This is a genomic window from uncultured Ramlibacter sp. (assembly GCF_936925435.1).
GTDB lineage: Bacteria > Pseudomonadota > Gammaproteobacteria > Burkholderiales > Burkholderiaceae_C > Ramlibacter.
On the sequence record NZ_CAKZHQ010000046.1, the window covers coordinates 1 to 16,515 of the forward strand.

18 protein-coding genes and 3 pseudogenes are annotated in these 16,515 nt (G+C 67.5%); 12 read left to right on the top strand and 9 right to left on the bottom strand.

The annotated features are described in order from the left end of the window. Positions 1-57 precede the first annotated feature (57 nt). A pseudogene (locus Q0632_RS22395) lies at positions 58-261 on the top strand (50S ribosomal protein L19); the annotation flags it as partial. A gap of 424 nt (positions 262-685) precedes the next feature. After that, positions 686-922, top strand: a pseudogene (locus Q0632_RS17645) (TIR domain-containing protein); the annotation flags it as partial. 23 nt (positions 923-945) lie between these two features. Here Q0632_RS17645 and Q0632_RS17650 read toward each other — a convergent pair. The 3 genes and pseudogenes from Q0632_RS17650 to Q0632_RS17660 all read right to left on the bottom strand — a co-directional run. Then, a pseudogene (locus tag Q0632_RS17650) lies at positions 946-1,158 on the bottom strand (fumarylacetoacetate hydrolase family protein); the annotation flags it as partial. Next, positions 1,155-2,186 carry a gentisate 1,2-dioxygenase gene (gene gtdA, locus Q0632_RS17655; protein WP_298932670.1) on the bottom strand — a complete coding sequence of 344 codons (1,032 nt, stop codon included), beginning with the start codon at positions 2,184-2,186 and terminating at the stop codon, positions 1,155-1,157. The gene gtdA and the pseudogene Q0632_RS17650, both read right to left, overlap by 4 nt. Positions 2,187-2,226: 40 nt before the next feature. After that, positions 2,227-3,570, bottom strand: a complete 1,344-nt coding sequence (locus Q0632_RS17660; protein WP_298932634.1) for an FAD-dependent oxidoreductase — start codon at positions 3,568-3,570, stop codon at positions 2,227-2,229. A 93-nt stretch (positions 3,571-3,663) separates the two neighbouring features. On the opposite strand from Q0632_RS17660, the gene Q0632_RS17665 reads away from it, so the two are divergent. Both Q0632_RS17665 and Q0632_RS17670 read left to right on the top strand, forming a co-directional pair. Beyond that, positions 3,664-4,107: a MarR family winged helix-turn-helix transcriptional regulator gene (locus Q0632_RS17665; protein WP_298932636.1), complete on the top strand. Its 444-nt coding sequence runs from the start codon at positions 3,664-3,666 to the stop codon at positions 4,105-4,107. 105 nt (positions 4,108-4,212) lie between these two features. Next, positions 4,213-4,872 carry an OmpA family protein gene (locus Q0632_RS17670; RefSeq protein ID WP_298932638.1) on the top strand — a complete coding sequence of 220 codons (660 nt, stop codon included), beginning with the start codon at positions 4,213-4,215 and terminating at the stop codon, positions 4,870-4,872. Between the two features lie 41 nt (positions 4,873-4,913). Here the strand turns inward: Q0632_RS17670 and Q0632_RS17675 are convergent, their stop codons facing one another. The 4 genes from Q0632_RS17675 to Q0632_RS17690 are packed head-to-tail and all read right to left on the bottom strand — an operon-like array spanning position 4,914 to position 8,436. Beyond that, positions 4,914-5,216, bottom strand: a complete 303-nt coding sequence (locus Q0632_RS17675) for an antibiotic biosynthesis monooxygenase (RefSeq protein WP_298932640.1) — start codon at positions 5,214-5,216, stop codon at positions 4,914-4,916. 10 nt (positions 5,217-5,226) lie between these two features. Beyond that, positions 5,227-5,562 (bottom strand): 2Fe-2S iron-sulfur cluster-binding protein, encoded by a 336-nt coding sequence (locus Q0632_RS17680; RefSeq protein ID WP_298932643.1) that lies wholly within the window; start codon positions 5,560-5,562, stop codon positions 5,227-5,229. Between the two features lie 10 nt (positions 5,563-5,572). Then, entirely contained in the window at positions 5,573-7,054 is a 1,482-nt protein-coding gene (locus Q0632_RS17685) for a glutamine synthetase family protein (protein WP_298932645.1), read from the bottom strand. After that, on the bottom strand, positions 7,051-8,436 hold the full coding sequence (locus Q0632_RS17690) for a Rieske 2Fe-2S domain-containing protein (protein ID WP_298932647.1): 1,386 nt from the start codon (positions 8,434-8,436) through the stop codon (positions 7,051-7,053). Before Q0632_RS17690 ends, Q0632_RS17685 begins: the two co-directional genes overlap by 4 nt. Before the next feature lie 55 nt (positions 8,437-8,491). On the opposite strand from Q0632_RS17690, the gene Q0632_RS17695 reads away from it, so the two are divergent. Genes Q0632_RS17695 through Q0632_RS17705 form a run of 3 tightly spaced genes read left to right on the top strand, consistent with a single transcriptional unit; the run spans position 8,492 to position 10,273 of the window. Then, positions 8,492-9,214: a GntR family transcriptional regulator gene (locus Q0632_RS17695; RefSeq protein ID WP_298932650.1), complete on the top strand. Its 723-nt coding sequence runs from the start codon at positions 8,492-8,494 to the stop codon at positions 9,212-9,214. Positions 9,215-9,273: 59 nt separating this feature from the next. Further along, positions 9,274-9,978: an AzlC family ABC transporter permease gene (locus Q0632_RS17700; RefSeq protein WP_298932652.1), complete on the top strand. Its 705-nt coding sequence runs from the start codon at positions 9,274-9,276 to the stop codon at positions 9,976-9,978. Then, positions 9,968-10,273, top strand: coding sequence for an AzlD family protein (locus tag Q0632_RS17705; protein ID WP_298932654.1), 306 nt, complete (start codon positions 9,968-9,970; stop codon positions 10,271-10,273). Before Q0632_RS17700 ends, Q0632_RS17705 begins: the two co-directional genes overlap by 11 nt. 82 nt (positions 10,274-10,355) lie before the next feature. On the opposite strand, the gene Q0632_RS17710 is transcribed toward Q0632_RS17705, so the two are convergent. Beyond that, positions 10,356-11,396: a hypothetical protein gene (locus tag Q0632_RS17710; protein ID WP_298932656.1), complete on the bottom strand. Its 1,041-nt coding sequence runs from the start codon at positions 11,394-11,396 to the stop codon at positions 10,356-10,358. A 36-nt stretch (positions 11,397-11,432) separates the two neighbouring features. Here Q0632_RS17710 and maiA point away from each other — a divergent pair, with 36 nt between their 5' ends. Further along, positions 11,433-12,074 (top strand): maleylacetoacetate isomerase, encoded by a 642-nt coding sequence (gene maiA, locus Q0632_RS17715; protein ID WP_298932657.1) that lies wholly within the window; start codon positions 11,433-11,435, stop codon positions 12,072-12,074. 2 nt (positions 12,075-12,076) lie between these two features. Further along, the gene (pgeF, locus tag Q0632_RS17720; RefSeq protein WP_298932658.1) at positions 12,077-12,862 is read left to right on the top strand and encodes a peptidoglycan editing factor PgeF; all 786 of its coding nucleotides are present in this window, start codon (positions 12,077-12,079) and stop codon (positions 12,860-12,862) included. Here pgeF and Q0632_RS17725 read toward each other — a convergent pair. Beyond that, entirely contained in the window at positions 12,794-13,102 is a 309-nt protein-coding gene (locus tag Q0632_RS17725) for a hypothetical protein (RefSeq protein ID WP_298932660.1), read from the bottom strand. The two genes, pgeF and Q0632_RS17725, sit on opposite strands and share 69 nt — an antisense overlap. 84 nt (positions 13,103-13,186) lie before the next feature. Here Q0632_RS17725 and Q0632_RS17730 point away from each other — a divergent pair, with 84 nt between their 5' ends. The 3 genes from Q0632_RS17730 to Q0632_RS17740 form a co-directional block, all read left to right on the top strand. Beyond that, positions 13,187-14,818, top strand: coding sequence for a class I poly(R)-hydroxyalkanoic acid synthase (locus Q0632_RS17730; RefSeq protein WP_298932662.1), 1,632 nt, complete (start codon positions 13,187-13,189; stop codon positions 14,816-14,818). A 91-nt stretch (positions 14,819-14,909) separates the two neighbouring features. Next, positions 14,910-16,088 (top strand): acetyl-CoA C-acetyltransferase, encoded by a 1,179-nt coding sequence (locus Q0632_RS17735; protein WP_298932664.1) that lies wholly within the window; start codon positions 14,910-14,912, stop codon positions 16,086-16,088. A gap of 85 nt (positions 16,089-16,173) precedes the next feature. Further along, a partial coding sequence (locus tag Q0632_RS17740) for an SDR family NAD(P)-dependent oxidoreductase (RefSeq protein ID WP_298932666.1) occupies positions 16,174-16,515 on the top strand: 342 nt, incomplete at its 3' end.

Here is a 16,515-nt window from a genome sequence, read left to right on the forward strand (position 1 = left end):
CGTGCCCAGCCAGCGCACCGTACCCGTTTCCTGGCGGAAGTCGGCGTGGCGCAGGCGATGGTCGACGTGGTCGCTGCCCAGGCCGCGCGCCAGCTGCCCGATTTCGGCCCGGGCGACACCGTGATCGTCAATGTCAAGGTCAAGGAAGGCAACCGCGAGCGCGTCCAGGTGTTCCAGGGGAACGTGATCGGCCGCCAGGGCTCGGGCCTGCAGGAGACCTTCACGGTCCGCAAGGTCAGCTTCCAGGTCGGCGTCGAGCAGCGGCACGTCGGTGGCGGGCGCGCAGGCGGCGCGTTCGACCACCACCTGGGCCATCGCGCCGGTGTCCAGGCCGGCGGCGTCGTCGACCAGCGCGTAGGCCGGCAGGTCATCTTGGGCCAGCTGTGCCAGCGTCTCGGGCAGCGCGTTGGGCGGCATCAGGCTGGTCTGGCCGCGCAGCAGCGCGGCGGCCAGGCCCACCAGGGCGGCGGGCTGGGCCAGGCCGGGCATGATGCCTTCGGTGATGAGCAGGCCTTCGTGCAGGTGCTGGAACAGGCTGACCGACATCAGCTGGCGTTCCTGCGCGTCGCGCCGCTCCTGGGCGTCGGCCAGCGTGGCCAGGCGGTCGGCGACATGGCGCGTCCCGTAGCCGCCGCCGTCGCTGCGCCCTGCGGGTGACGGCGTGCCATCGGCCAGCCCGGCGCCGGTGTCGCTGTTCTACAGCGATGCCCATGAAGACGAGCCGCTGCGCGACGAGCTGGCGCGACACCTGAAGATCCTGCAGCTGCGCCGGCTGATCCTGCCCTGGCACGACCGGGCCATCGTGCCGGGCGCCGCCTGGGACACCGAGATCCACCAGGAGCTGCTGCGCAGCGAGCTGGTGCTGCTGCTGCTGAGCTCGCACTTCATGGGCTCGGACTACATCCTGGGCGTGGAGTTGAAGACGGCGCTGCAGCGCGCCAGGGAGGGCAGCGCCACCGTGGTGCCTGTGGGCACGACGACGATGGCGTCGGCCGGTTTGCAGAAAAAGAACGGCGCCTCGCGTGTCGGGTCGGCACCCATTTCGCGTGCATGCGCCGCGTAGTTGCGGCCCACGCAGTAGATGCGGCGCACCGGGAAGCGCTCCGCCTTGCCGACGATGGGCAGGGAGGCGACGGTGGGGGTGAAAAGGTAGCTCATGACAATCTTTCTTCTCTGTGGATGCCCAGCGCCTGGTGCACGGGGCGGTCGGAATAACTGAACAGCACGCAGCCCGGCGCCGATTCAAAGCGCGCAGTGTGCCATGAGGGAATCACGAAATGGTCGCGCGGGCCGAAGTCAAAGCGCTGCACCGTTTCCCCCTGAACGATGTGCACCACACCTGTGCCTTCGACCACGCTGTAGACCGCGCCGTCGGTCTGGCGCCAGGGCTTGCCGGAAAAGCCCGCCGGCAGCTTTTGCATGTAGGTGGCCATGGTGGGCATGGGCGCGCCGCCGGTCAGAGGATTGAGGTAGCGCAGCTTGACGCCGTCCCAGCTGTCGATGGGGGCGTCGCGCTCCAACTGCTCCAGTGCCTCGCGGCTGCGTGCATAGGGGTAGCTGAAGATGGGCGAGGTGGCGCCAAAGGGCGCGTCATGGCGCAGCGGTGCCATGTTGTGGCCGTAGCGGGCGAAGCTCGCCCCCTCGGGCCTGGAGACGGTCTGCGAGCGCGCGGTGCCGTTCTCGGCGAAACCGGCATCGAAGAAGCGCAGCATGGGGATGTCCAGGCCATCGAGCCAGACCACGGGGCCGTCGGCCTCGTTCCCATGGTCGTGCCAGGTCCAGCTGGGCGTGATGATGAAGTCGCCTGGCGCCATGGTGGCGCGCTCGCCGTCGACCGCGGTGTAGGCGCCCGAGCCCTCGACGATGAAGCGCAGCGCGCTTTGCGTGTGGCGGTGGCTGGGCGCCACCTCGCCCGGCAGGATCAGCTGCAGGCCGGCGTACAGCGACTGGGTGATGCAGGATTGGCCGCGCAGCGCCGGGTTCTCCAGGATCAGCACCCGGCGCACGGCCTCCTCGGCCGTGATGGCATCGCCGGCGCGCATCAGAAAGGGCCGGACCTGCTCATATTTCCATAGCGCCGCAACACAGGGGGACGCGGGCTGGGGCGGTACCAGAGCATGCAACACCTCCCACAGTGGGGTCAGGTTCAGCGGGTCCATGTCGCGGTACAGCTGCTGGCGCTGCATGGCGGCGGGGTGGGGTGCATTCATGGCTGTCTCCTTGTGCTCACCAAGTCTGCCCGAGGTAGGCGTCTTCCTTGGCCAGCCGCGCCTGCAAGGCCGCGGTGTCCACGCCTGCGGCGGTGGTGCCGGCGCTCAGTGCGAGGTCCGCCGCTGTGCCCGCCGCCTGGCCCATCACGAAGCAGGCACCGGTGACACGCGCGGCCGACTGGGCCTCGTGGCTCATGGAGGCGCAACGCCCCGCCACCCAGAGGTTGTCCAGGCCCTGCGGCACGGTCATGCGGTAGGGCAGCTGGTTGAAGCCGCGGCTCTCGGGAATCTGGGGCCAGCGGAACTCGACGTCGCCTTTGAGGTGCAGTTCCAGCGGCCAGCCGTTGACACCGATGCTGTCGTCGAAGCTGGCGCACTCCAGGACGTCCGCTTCCGTCAGCATGTAGTGGCCGCGCACACGCCGGGTCTCGCGGATGCCCACCTGGGGCGCGATGTCGACGATGTAGGAGTTCTCGAAGCCCGGCACCTCCTTGAGGAAGCCGGCCACGCTGGCGATCTGCCTGCGCCCCAGCACCTCGGCCTCGCTCAACTCTTGCGCGCTGGTGCCGTCCATGGCGTTGCCGTCGCGGTTGGCCAGCTGGGTCAGGTTGACACGCCATTCGATGCCGCTCTTTTGCGGCCGGATGATGGGGGTCTTGCGCGGGAATTTGTAGCGGCCCTGGGCTTCGGCCTTGAGCATCAGCTCGGGGATGGTCTTCCAGGCCTCGCCGGCACGCACCGGGTCGATGCCGTTGAGGCGGAACATGGTCGAGGGGTAGAGCATGTTGCCCTGGCCGTCGCCCTTGTCATAGGGCGCGCCGGCCCAGGCCGCCAGGTCGCCGTCGCCCGAGCAGTCGATGAAGGCCCGGCCACGCACGGCGAAGCGGCCCGACTTGGTCTCCACCAGCAGGGCGGCCACACGGCTTGGCGAGTCCATCAGCACGCCGGCGGCCAGGGCGTGGAACAGCACCTGCACGCCGGCCGACAGCAGCAAGTCGTCGGCGGCGATCTTGTAGGCCGCCGTGTCGTAGGCCTGGGCCACGGTTTTGCCGAAGAGGTTGTGCGGCTTGTTCAGCCCGCCCAGAGCGGCTATGCGCGAGAGCAGGTCGTCGGCCACGCCGTGCACCACCTGGCGGATGTCGCCGTGCACGTTGGCATGCAGGCCGCAGAAGTTGGTCACGCCGGCAGCCGTGCCCATGCCGCCGAGGAAGCCGTAACGCTCCAGCAGCAAGGTGCTGCGGCCGGCACGCGCGGCGGCCACGGCGGCCGCCATGCCGGCGGGCCCGCCGCCGAGGACAACCACGTCGTAGTCGCCCAGCACCGTCGTCTGCCGGCTGGGTTCGGTCAATCTGTCTTGCATGGAAAATCGGTCGGACAAAGAATACTAAGCATACATAGCAAAAAGCCGCATCGCAAGCAGGCTTGCCCCGGTGGGTGGTGGCTACACTGCCGCATGGCAAAAAGCTTCGATTTCCAGCATGCGCCGGGCCACCTGATCCGCCGCGCCCACCAGGTGGCGGTGGCCATCTTCATGGAGGAGACGGGTGGTTTCGACGTCACGCCGGTGCAGTTCGCCATCCTCAACGCCCTGATCGACGACCCCGGCGAGGACCAGGTCACGCTGGCCGCCAAGGTGGCATTCGACGCCGCCACCTTCGGATCGGTGATCGGCCGGCTCGAGGCCAAGGGCTGGGTGCGGCGCGAGGCCGATGCGCGCGACAGGCGCCGCAAGCTGCTGTGGGTGACGCACGAGGGCGAGCAGGCGGCCGTGCAGATGAAGCGCGCCGTTGCGAAGGCGCAGACCCGCATCGTCGGGCCGCTGCAGGCCGCCGAGCGGGCCCAGTTGGTGGCCCTGCTCGACAAGCTGGTGGCAGGGCACGCGCAGCCCGATACCTGACAACGCGGCGCCGTCCTACGCCGTTTCGCGCTGGCCGCCTTGAACGTCATGGCGAGCACAGAGCTCTAATGCGAGCTGCTGGTTCCCAGCCTGAAGGAGACATCCATGAACACCCCCCAAATTTCCCATCGCCGCGCACTTGTCGCCGTTTTCACGGCCGTCGCGCTGGCTGCGGCCGGTTGCGCCGACATGAACCTCACGCCGACCCAGAAGAGCACGGCCATCGGCACCGGCGCTGGCCTGGTGGTCGGTGGCCTGATCGACGGCGGCAAGGGCGCTGCCATCGGCGGCCTGGTCGGCGCGGCCGGCGGCTACGCTTGGTCCAAGTACATGCAGGACAAGAAGACGACGATGGAGAAGGTCGTCGTGGGCACCGGCGTTTCGGTGACGCAGACGCCGGACAACCAGCTCAAGCTGAACATCCCTAGCGACGTCTCGTTCGACACCGGCCGTGCCGACATCAAGTCCAACCTGCGGCCTATCCTCGACCAGTTCGCCAGCGGCCTGCAAGGCCAGGCCCAGACCGATGTGCGCATCATCGGCCACACCGACAGCACCGGTTCCGACGCAGTGAACAATCCCCTGTCGATGCAGCGGGCCCAGGCCACGCGCGACTACCTTGCCGCGCGCGGCGTCGATCCGGCGCGCATCCAGATCGCAGGGCGCGGCGAGCACGAGCCCATCGCCGACAACACGACCGACGCCGGCCGGGCGCGCAACCGCCGTGTGGAAATCTACCTGGGCGAGCGTGTCGCCGCCCGCTGAAAAGCGCAGCACACAGCACAAGGGGCCCGCGGGCCCCTTTTTCAATCCGACTTGGTGAGCAGCTCGAAGTGCTCCACCAGCGGCGGGCTGGCGAAGAAAGGCCCGACGATGGCGCGCCACTGCGGGAACAGCGGGCCTTCGCGGAAGGCCACGGTGTGGTCTTCCAATGTGTCCCAGAAGATCTGCAGCACATAGCGCTCGGGCGACTCAATGCACTTGTTGACCTTCCAGCCGCGCACGCCCTTGGCCTGGGCGATCACGGTTTGCAGGCCGCGCGCGATGGCCTCGTCGAAAGCGGCCTGCTGGCCCGGCGCGATGCGGATTTCCGCGATCTCCAGAATCATGACTTTCCCTTCAGTGTTGGCTTGCGGGCAAGTCTACCGTCAGGCCGTCCAGTGCCTGGGTGAGGTCAATCTGGCAGGACAGGCGGCTGTTGGGCCGGCGTTCGGCGGCGGTGAACGCCAGCATGCCCAGTTCGTCGGCCGAAGGCGGCGGCAACTGGCTGGCGTGCGGCTCGCGCACATAGACATGGCAGGTCGCGCAGGTCAGCAGGCCGCCGCAGTCGGCTTCGATGCCGGCCATGTTGGCCGCCACTGCTGCCTGCATCAGGCTTTGTCCGGTTTTGCAGTGAATTGTGCCTTCAGAGCCCGAGGAGTCTTCGCTAGGCGCTACGAAATGAATAGCAATCATGGGTCGTGTGTCAGAAGCGGCTGAAGTACTCGCGGACCTGGAAAGCGTCCTTGTCCTCGGCCTGGGCGTGGCGCAGCACTTCGGACTGCTTGATCTGGGTCAGGTAGCTGATGAAGTCGGCGCCGAAGGCGTCCACCAGGGCGGTGTCGGCCAGCAACGCGGCCAGCGCGTCTTCCAGGCTGGTGGGCAGGCGCTCGGCCGTGTCGGAATAAGGCGCGTCGGTGGCCGGCGGCGCCTTCAGGCGGCGCTCCATGCCGTCCAGCCCGGCGTGGATCTGCGAGGCCAGGTAGAGGTAGGGGTTGGCCGCCGGCTCGCCGATGCGGTTCTCGATGCGGGTGGCTGCGTCGCCGCATTCGCCCACCACGCGCAGCATGGCGCCGCGGTTGTCGCGGCCCCACAGCACCGACTGCGGCGCCAGCGCGTTGGGCCGGAAGCGCCCGAAGCCATTGATGGTGGGCGTGCAGAACACCGTCATGCCGCGCGCATGCTCGAGCAGGCCGGCCAGGTAGTTTTCGCCCAGCGGCGACAGCGTGTGCTGGGCATCGGCCGACGTGCTGTCGCTGGCCGGCGCCTCGCGCTGGAAGACGTTGCGGCCAGTGGCGCTGTCGACCAGCGACTGGTGCAGGTGCCAGCCGCTGGACATGATGTTGGCAAAGGGCGGCCGGCACATGAAGCTGGCGTGGTAGCCGGCCCGGCGCAGGGCCTGCTTCACGGCATTGCGGAACAGCACCATGTTGTCGGCCGCCGTCAGCGCATCGGTGACATCGAACACCGCTTCGACCTGGCTGGGGCCCAGTTCGATCTCCAGCGACAGCAGGGGCAGGCCCAGGGCCTGGGCCGTGTGCTGGACGATGCGCATGGGCTCCTCGGCCATGTCGGCCCAGCCCTCGGCCAGCAGGTTGTAGCCGGGGTGGACCAGGCTGACCTCGGGCGGCAGGCCCGGCCAGTCGGCGCGCGCCGGGTCCATCTGCGCCGTCTCGTCCTCGATGCGGTAGATGTGGAACTCCACCTCCAGGCCGCACTGCATGCCCAGGCCGGCCTCGGCCAGCCTGGCGAGCGCGCGCTGCAGCAGGCGGCGCGTGTCCAGTTCCACCGGCTGGCCGTCCTGGAACCAGGGCTGGCAGCGCAGCCAGCCGGTCTTGTCGGCCCAGGGCAGTTGGACAAAGCTGTCGGGGTCGGCCAGCAGCAGCAGGTTGTTGGCGAAGCCGAAGCCCGGCAGGGTGACGGTGCCGCCCGGCTCGAACACCTTGAAGGCCGTGCGGTCCGAGGTGTCCTTGAGCATCAGGGTGCTGACCATGCCCACGCCCTCGCGCATGCCGCGGGCGGCGGCCGAAGCGACCAGGGTCTTGCCGCGCGTGATGCCGTGCAGGTCGCACCAGACAAAGCGCACCAGCTCCAGGCCGCTGGCCTCGATCAGCCGCGCCGTGCGCAGCAGCGCCTCTTCACGTGCCGCGTCGTGGATGCCGCAGCGTTGGGCGAAATAACCGCTCATGCGACAGCCTTGTCGGTGGGCGCCTTGGCGATCCAGGGCGCGCCGTCGCGCTTGGCCTGCACCCGCTCGCGCCACCAGGTCGGCCATTCGCCCGCGGGGGCGATGCCGTCCACCGTGTCGGGGCCGCGCATGGCGGCGGCCTGGCTTGCGTCGGCCGGTCCCGGCAAGGTGCCGCCAGCCTGCACTGCCTCGATGGCCTTGAGCAGCATGCGGCGATTCGCCATGATGACCTTGTCGCTGGTGCCCAGGTGCTCGCGCGTGCGGTCCTGGATGGCGCCCATGCTTTCCACCGCCCACTGGTCGTGCACGTTGATGTCGTCCTCGCCCATGCCCAGATAGGTGCTGCTGCGCTGCTCGTCGGCGTTGAAGCCCCAGTTGTTGTGGCGGCCCGAGTTGGGGATGTAGTCGGGCAGGCTGATGTACTGGGTGCGCTGATTGCGCATGGCTTCCTTGTCCACCGGGCCGTCGAAGCTGGTGAAGACCGAGTACCAATAGGTGTGGGTGTCGTCCACCGGCACATGCATCTGGCTGATGGTCAGGGTCTCCGACAGCGGGATCACGAAGGTGTGGGGGAAGATCGATTGCGTGATGCGCACATGGGTCAGCTCCTGCGTCATGGGCCGCAGGGCTGTGAGCTGCAGGCCCCAGGGCTGGGCCTCGAAGCTGATCTCGGGCTGGTGGAACTCGCGCATGATGCGTGTCATCGGCCAGCGCTCGCCCTGCGCATCGCCGGCGCTGGCGCTGCGAAACTGCTTGCCGGCGGCGTTGTCGCCGATGGCGTCCAGCGCCTCGTCATTGAGGAAGCGGTGCAGGAAAGACGGGTGCGCCGGGTCGATGCCGACCTCGAAGCACTGCAGCCAGTTGGCGTTCCACAGGCCCTTGAAGGCAAAGGTGTGGGTGGACGGCGCGGCAAAACAGTCGAACTCAGGGAAGGGCGGCGGCGTGCTGTCTTCCTCACCCAGCCAGGCGAAGACGATGCCGCTTCGCTCCAGCACCGGGTAGCTGCGCTGCTTGACGCGGTCGCACAGACGGCTGCCGGCGGGCTCGGCCGGCGTGTCCAGGCACTTGCCGTTGACGTCAAACTTCCAGCCGTGGAAGGGGCAGCGCAGGCCGTCGCCCTCGGCGCGGCCGAAGGACAGGTCGGCGCCGCGGTGCGGGCAGTCGCGGTCCAGCAGGCCCCAGGCGCCTTTGTCGTCCTTGAACAGCACCAGGTCCTGGCCCATCACGCGCACGGCCTTGACCGGGCGCTGCGCCATGCGCGCGTCCAGCGCCGGGTTGAACTCGTCGACCAGCGCCACCGGCTGCCAGTAACTGCGCAAGACCGCGCCGCAGGCCGTGCCCGGGCCGACGCGCGTCAACAACTCATTCTGTTCGGCCTTCATCGTGGCTCCTTGAAACGGTATCCCGAAATTTGAATTCAGTGTACATTCATCTGGAATGAACTTGCAAGAAACAGTCCTGATGCAGTTGCGCGACCTGATTTTGCGCGGCGAATTTGCGCCAGGGACCAAGCTGGCCGAGCAGCAGCTGGCCGAGCGCCTGGGCGCCTCGCGCACACCCGTGCGTGCGGCCCTGGTGACGCTGGAGCAGGAAGGCCTGGTCGAGGCCAATGAGACCGGCAAGTACCTGGTGCGCCAGTTCACGCCGCGCGAGGTGGCCGATGCCATCGCCGTGCGCGGTCACCTGGAAGGCATGGCGGCGCGGCTGGTGGCCGAGCACGGCCTGTCCCGCCAGCTGCAGGGCGACCTGCAGGCCTGCCTGGACGCAGGCGACGCGGCCCTGCTGACAAATCCGCTCAGTTACGAGAGCTATGCTGCCTACGCAGCCATGAACGACCGCTTCCACGCCCTCATCCTCGAAGCCAGCGGCAACCGCGCCCTGCAGCGCGCCGTGGCGCTCAACGACAAGCTGCCCTTCGCACCGGCCTCGGCCATGCTGCCCATGCAAGGCAGTGTGGCCCTGGACCGCGACTGGATGCTGTACGCGCACCGCCAGCACCACATGCTGTTCGAAGCGATCAAGCGTGGCGAGGGCGCGCGCGCCCAGGCGCTGGCGGTGGAGCACACCGAGGTGGCGCAAACCAATATGCGCCTGGCGCTGGAGCGCCGCGAGGAATCCGAAAGAGTGCTGCCGGCGATCCGGCTGGTGGTTGGGCATTGAGCGCCGCTGGGCCGTCCCAAGGCGCGAAGGCCCCCTCGGGGGGCAGCGAGCCACACGCAGTGGGCGAGCGTGGGGGCAATGATTTCAGCTTCACCCGTGCCGGCATCCGGCGCGGCTTTCTGATGGCCCAGCCATTGGCGCCCGGCACGGCCTTGTACGGCGTGGTCTTCGGCGTGCTGGCCAGCGAGCGCGGCCTGTCGGTGCTGCAGGCCATGGTGATGAGCGCCTTCGTCTATTCGGGCAGCGCCCAGCTGGCGGCCTTGCAGGGCTGGACGGCCTCGGCCGCCATCTTGCCGCTGGTGTTCACCGTGCTGGTCATCAACGCGCGCTACGTGCTGTTCGGCGCCGCCATCCAACCCTGGCTGGTGCAGGCCACGCCGCGCCAGGCTTACGGCAGCCTGTTCTTCCTGGGCGACGGCAGCTGGGCCCTGGCCATGCGCGAGTACCACGCGGGCTACCGCGACGCCGGCTTTGTCTTCGGCTCGGGCGTGGCCATGTTCATCCCCTGGGTGGGCGGCACCCTGGTAGGCCACCTGCTGGCCAAGAGCGTGCCCAATCCCGCGGCCCTGGGCCTGGACTTCATGCTGGTGGCCTTTGCCGCCGCCATCGGCATTTCGCTGTGGCGCGGCAAGTCGGACCTGTGGCCGGCGGCCGCTGCCGTGGCCGTGGCTATCAGCATGCACGCGCTGCTGCCCGGCGGCTGGTACATCGTCGGCGCCGGTGTCGCCGCCGGCATCGTGGGGGCCCTGCGCCATGGCCGCTGAGCACGCCTTCTTCATCGCCCTGGCAGCGATGGCCGCGGCTTCCTACAGCTGCCGAATCGCCGGCTTCGTGCTGATGCGCTTCGTGCCTGTGACGCCGCGCGTGGAAGCGGCCCTCAAGGCCATTCCGCTGGGCGTGATGATAGGCATCGTCACGCCGGCCGTGGCGGCCGGCAAGCTGCCCGAGATGCTGGGCCTGCTGGCCGTCATCGTTGCCATGAAGCTCACCCACAAGGACATCGTGGCAGCCGTGGCCGGCGCGGCCACCGTGGCCTTATGCCGATACTTCGTCGCTTGAGCGCCGACGGGCCGCCCCTAGGCGCGAAGGCCCCCTCGGGGGGCAGCGAGCCACACGCAGTGAGCGAGCGTGGGGGCACTATTCAATACTCGAACTTGTAGACGCCCGGTGTCATCGCCGGACTGCTACCCACGGGGCAGTCGCGCGGCGAGAGCTTGCTGGCCCAGTCGCGGTAGGCCAACATCTCCACCGGATGCATCAGGCAGGCTGCTTGGCCATAGGGGTGCAACAGGTGCAGCAACTGGTGGCCGATCTCGTGGGCGCCCGACAGGCCGGCCAGCCGCGCCGCTTCGTGCGGTGTGTAGCTCTCTCCGCCGCGCAGCTGCACCAGTTGCGCGTCGTTGCTGCCGAAGGCATAGGTGCTCCAGACCGAGACCGTGCCGTAGCGTGCCAGCCGGCTGTAGGTGGTGATGCCATTGGAGTAGCCGCCGCGCACGGCCGTGTGCACGGCCGGCCAGGTGAGCTCCACGCCGGCGATCAGCTGGTTGGTCAGCACCAGTTCATACGGGACATCGCCAAAGCCCAGGGCCAGCCACATGGGGAATTCATTGAAGGGCGTGTTGTCGATGGCAGGCCCGCCATCGAGCGCCTGGCGGCTGCTCCATAGCGCCACGCGTTCCAGCTGCAAGGCGGCGATGCGTGCGCCGAAAGCCGTGTCGCCCGGCGCGATGGGGCCGGTGTGGGGCAGGGCGAAGGCGCGCATCGCCTCCATGGACTCTCCGCTGCTGCGAAAGCCCTCGGTGAAGGCCTTGTCCAGCCTGGCGCGGTCGCCACGGCCGGACTTGAAGTCGTAGCTGTCCCTGGCCGCATCGTCGCGGCGCCTGGCCGGGATGGTGGCAAAGAGGCTGGCGATGGGCACCTCGGTCACCGGCGAGAAGCGCAGTTCGATGCCGAAGTTCTGGCGCACGGCCTCGCCCATGCTGGCCAGCAGGAGCTGCAGCTGGGCGGCGTCCATGCGCGGCAATCGCGGATTGACCGCATAGGCCACGCGCATGTCCACCGGGCCTTGCGGCAGCACCGGCAGCGGCACGACTTGCATGGCCGGCGGCGGGCTGGCGCAGCCGGCCAGGCAGGCCATGGCCAGCGCGACGAGGCAGCCGCGGATGCTTGGCAGGGCATTCATGCGCTGGCAGTGTGCCATCGGGTTTATGCTTTGAACATGCAGCTGTACAACTACTTCCGCTCCTCCGCCTCCTTTCGCGTGCGCATCGCGCTCGAACTCAAGGGCCTGCCTTATGACTACGTCCCAGTGCACCTGGTCAAGGGAGAGCAAAAGCAGGACGCTTATGCCGCGGTCTCGGCCTCGCGGCTGGTGCCCACCCTGGTGACCGATGGCGGCGAGCGCCTGGCCCAGTCCATGGCCATCATCGAATACCTGGATGAAACCCATCCCGAGCCGGCCCTGTTGCCGGCCGACGCCCTGGGCCGGGCCCATGTGCGCGCACTGGCGCAGCTGATCGCCTGCGAAATCCACCCGCTGAACAACCTGCGCGTGCTCAAGTACCTGGTGCGCGATCTCAAGGTGGAAGAGGAAGCCAAGAACGCCTGGTACCGCCACTGGGTGCGCGACGGCCTGGAGATCCTGGAGCGCGAGCTCGCGCAGCTGCCGCCATCGACCTTCTGCTACGGCGACACGCCCAGCCTGGCCGACTGCTGCCTGGTGCCGCAGATCTTCAACGGCAAGCGTTTCAATGTCGATTTCAGCGGCTTGCCGCGCACCATGGCGGCCTTCGACGCCTGCATGGCGCATCCCGCCTTCCAGCGCGCGCAGCCCTCCAGCTGCCCCGACAACGAGGCTTGAAGATGGCCACACCCGCCGATTGGCTGGTGCCCGACTGGCCTGCGCCGCCCAATGTGCGGGCCCTGTGCTCGGCGCGCAGCGGCGGTGTTTCATTGCCGCCGTACGACAGCCTGAACCTGGGCACGCATGTGGGAGACGCCCCGGCCGCTGTGCAAGCCAACCGCGGTGTCTACGCCAATGCCCTGGGCGCGCGGCCTGTGTTCCTGGACCAGGTCCATGGGCAGGACTGCATCGCCATCACATCTGCCACGGCCGATGGCGCGCGCGCCGATGGCTGCGTCACAACAGAGCGCGGCCTGGCCTGCACGATGATGGTGGCCGACTGCCTGCCCGTGCTCTTGTGCGATGACTATGGCCGCGCCGTGGCCGCGGCCCATGCCGGCTGGCGCGGGCTGGCGGGGCAGGGCGGCCAAGGCATCCTGGAATCGGTTTTCAAGTCATTTCAGGCTGTAGCGCCCGGAGAATCTGCCTGCCGCGCTAGCAAAACAATAGCGTGGCTGGGCCCTTGCATCGGCCCCCAGGCCTTCGAGGTCGGGCCCGAGGTGAAGGCCGCGTTCGTGGCGCACGACGCCCAGGCCGCGGCGCTGTTCCGGCCCCTGGCCGGCGGCAAGTTCCTGGCCGACCTGCCGGGCCTGGCCCGCCTGCGGCTGGCCGCACTGGGCGTCAGCCAGGTCTATGGCAACGACGGCAGCCGCGCCTGGTGCACCGTGGTCAACCCCTCAAGGTTCTTTTCGCACCGGCGTGACCGGGTCAGTGGGCGCCTCGCCGTCAGCGTCTGGCTGGCCTGAGGGCGCGGCCTGCTGCTGGCTGGCCCACTGCGCGGCCTCGCGCGCCTCGCGTTCCCTGCGCAGCCGTTTGCGCGCCGGCGTCAGCATCAGATAGACCAGCAGGGCCACAGGGCCCACGCCATAGAGTACAAAGGTGATGAGCGCGCCCAGCAGCGAGCCGGTGGTGCTTGTGGCTTCGGTCACCGCCATCATCAGGGCGACATAAAGCCAGCCGATCAGGACAATCAGGATCACGGACATGGTTGGCTGGTGCGTTTTTTGCTGTTCAGCATTGACAGTGGGATACTTGTTTTGAACACCGGGAAATGATCGGCAGGAGACACGATGAATTCTGAGGCATTGCATGGCCTGGACCTTGGCGCGATGGCTGCCGGCCTGCCGCAATTGAGTTTTTCACCGGAGAAGCTGCAGGCTTTGCAGCAAAGCTACCTGAAGGAAGCCGCCGAGCTGTGGAACCAGGGCCTGACGGTCCATCCGCCGGCCGCCGACAAGCGCTTCGCCGCCGATGCCTGGGCGGCCAACCCGGTCGCCTCGTTTTCCGCCGCGCTCTACCTGCTCAACGCCCGCACCCTGCAAGGCCTGGCCGACGCGGCCGAGGCCGACGACAAGACCAAGGCGCGGCTGCGCTTCGCGGTCGAGCAATGCATGGCCGCCGCCGCCCCGAGCAACTTCATGGCGCTCAATGCCGAGGCGCTGAAAAAGGCCGTGGAGAGCCAAGGCGAGAGCATCGCCAAGGGCCTGCAAAACCTGCTGCACGACATCCAGCAGGGCCATGTCTCCATGACCGACGAAAGCCTGTTCGAGGTCGGCCGCAACGTCGGCACGACCGAGGGCGCCGTGGTCTATGAGAACGCGCTGTTCCAACTGATCGAATACAAGCCGCTGACCCCACAGGTGTACGAGCGGCCGCTGCTGCTGGTGCCGCCCTGCATCAACAAGTTCTACATCCTCGACCTGCAGCCGGAGAACTCGCTGATCCGCTATGCGGTGGCGCAGGGCCACCGCACCTTCGTCGTGAGCTGGCGCAACCCGGATGAATCGCTGGAGCAGGCGACCTGGGACAGCTACATCGAAGACGCCGCGATCGAGGCCATCGGCGTCGTGCAGGAGATTTCCGGCGCCAAGCAGATCAATGCCCTGGGCTTTTGCGTGGGCGGCACCATCCTGGGCACGGCCCTGGCCGTGCTGGCGCAGCGTGGCGAAAAGCCGGTGGCATCCGCCACCTTCCTGACCACCTTCCTGGATTTCTCCGACACCGGCGTGCTGGACCTGTTCATCGACCAGGCCTTCGTCGAGTTCCGCGAGCGCCAGCTCGGTGGCGGTGGCATTCTCAAGGGCCAGGACCTGGCATCGACCTTCTGCTTCCTGCGGCCCAACGACTTGGTCTGGAACTACGTGGTGGGCAACTACCTCAAGGGCGAGACGCCGCCGCCGTTTGACCTGCTGTACTGGAACTGCGACAGCACCAACCTGCCCGGACCGTTTTACGCCTGGTACCTGCGCAACACCTACCTGGAAAACAAGCTCATCCAGCCCGGGGCCTTGACGGTCTGTGGCGAGCAGATCGATTTCCGGCAGGTGGATCTCCCGGTCTACATCTACGGCTCGCGTGAAGACCACATCGTGCCCATCGGCGGCGCCTATGCCAGCACCCAGGTGCTGCCGGGCAAGAAACGTTTTGTCATGGGCGCGTCGGGCCACATTGCCGGCGTCATCAACCCGCCAGAGAAAAAGAAACGCAGCCATTGGGGGCGCCCCGACGGCAAGCTGCCCGCCACCCTGACGGCCTGGCTGGCGGGGGCGCAGGAGCACGCGGGCAGTTGGTGGCCCGACTGGGCGGCCTGGCTCCAAACCCATGCTGGCAAGCAAATTGCTGCACCCAAAACCTACGGCAAGGGCAAGTACAAGGCCATTGAGGCCGCGCCCGGCCGTTACGTCAAGCAAAAAGCCGGGTAACACCGTTCGGGCTGAGCCTGTCGAAGCCCATGGCAACAGATCAACGCCCATCGACCAAGCTCAGGGCGCACGAATAGGAGGACAACACATCATGGAAGACATCGTTATCGTGGCTGCGGCCCGTACCGCCGTGGGCAAATTCGGCGGCACCCTGGCCAAGGTGCCGGCCACCGAACTCGGCTCGTTGGTCATCAAAGACCTGCTGGCCCGTACCCGGCTGGAGCCGGCCCAGGTGGGGGAGGTCATCCTGGGCCAGGTGCTCGCGGCCGGCTGCGGCCAAAACCCGGCGCGCCAGGCCTTGATGAAAAGCGGCCTGCCCAAGGAAATTCCGGCCCTGACCATCAACGCCGTCTGCGGCTCTGGGCTCAAGGCCGTCATGCTGGCGGCGCAGGCCGTGGCGTATGGCGACAGCGACATCGTGATTGCCGGTGGCCAGGAAAACAAGAGCGCCAGCCCGCACGTGCTGCTGGGCTCGCGCGACGGCCAGCGCATGGGCGACTGGAAAATGATCGACTCCATGATCGTGGACGGCCTGTGGGACGTCTACAACCAGTACCACATGGGCATTACTGCTGAGAACGTGGCCAAGCAGTACGGCATCACGCGTGAGATGCAGGACACGCTGGCCCTGGCCAGCCAGCAAAAAGCCGCGGCGGCCCAGGACGCGGGCAAGTTCAAGGACGAGATCGTGCCGGTCAGCATTGCGCAGCGCAAAGGCGATCCGCTGATCTTTGACACCGATGAGTTTGTCAACCGCAAGACCAACGCCGAAGCCCTGGCCGGCCTCAAACCGGCGTTCGACAAAAGTGGTGGCGTGACCGCCGGCAATGCCTCGGGCATCAACGATGGCGCTGCCGCGGTGATGGTGATGACAGCCAAGAAGGCCGCCGCCCTGGGTTTGACGCCGCTGGGGCGCATTGCCAGCTTTGCCACCAGCGGGCTGGACCCCGCCACCATGGGCATGGGCCCGGTGCCCGCCTCGCAAAAGGCCTTGGCACGTGCCGGCTGGCAAGCCGCTGACCTGGACCTGCTTGAAATCAACGAGGCATTTGCCGCCCAGGCCTGCGCCGTGAACAAAGAGATGGGCTGGGACACCAGCAAGGTGAACGTCAATGGCGGGGCCATTGCCATCGGTCACCCCATCGGAGCGTCCGGTTGCCGCATCCTGGTGACGCTGCTGCACGAGATGCAGCGCCGCCAGGCCAAAAAAGGCATTGCCAGCCTGTGCATCGGCGGTGGCATGGGCGTGGCCTTGACCATCGAGCGTTGATTTTGTTGGGTTTTTTGCCGCTAAGCCTTGTGATTAAAGGATATGCTGCTATTGAATTGATAGTGTTTACAACGAGGAGAGCATCATGAGTCAGAAAGTAGCCTACGTCACCGGTGGCATGGGAGGCATCGGTACCGCCATTTGCCAGCGTCTGCACAAGGAGGGCTTCAAGGTCATCGCCGGCTGCGGCCCCACGCGTGACTTCAGCAAGTGGCTGGACGAACAGAAGGCCCAGGGCTACACCTTCTATGCATCGGTCGGCAATGTGGGTCTGTGGGATTCCACCGTGGAGGCGTTCAGCAAGGCCAAGGCCGAGCACGGCCCGATCGACGTGCTGGTCAACAACGCCGGCATCACCCGCGACCGCATGTTCCTGAAGATGACCCGCGAGGACTGGGACGCCGTGATCGAGACCAACCTCAACTCC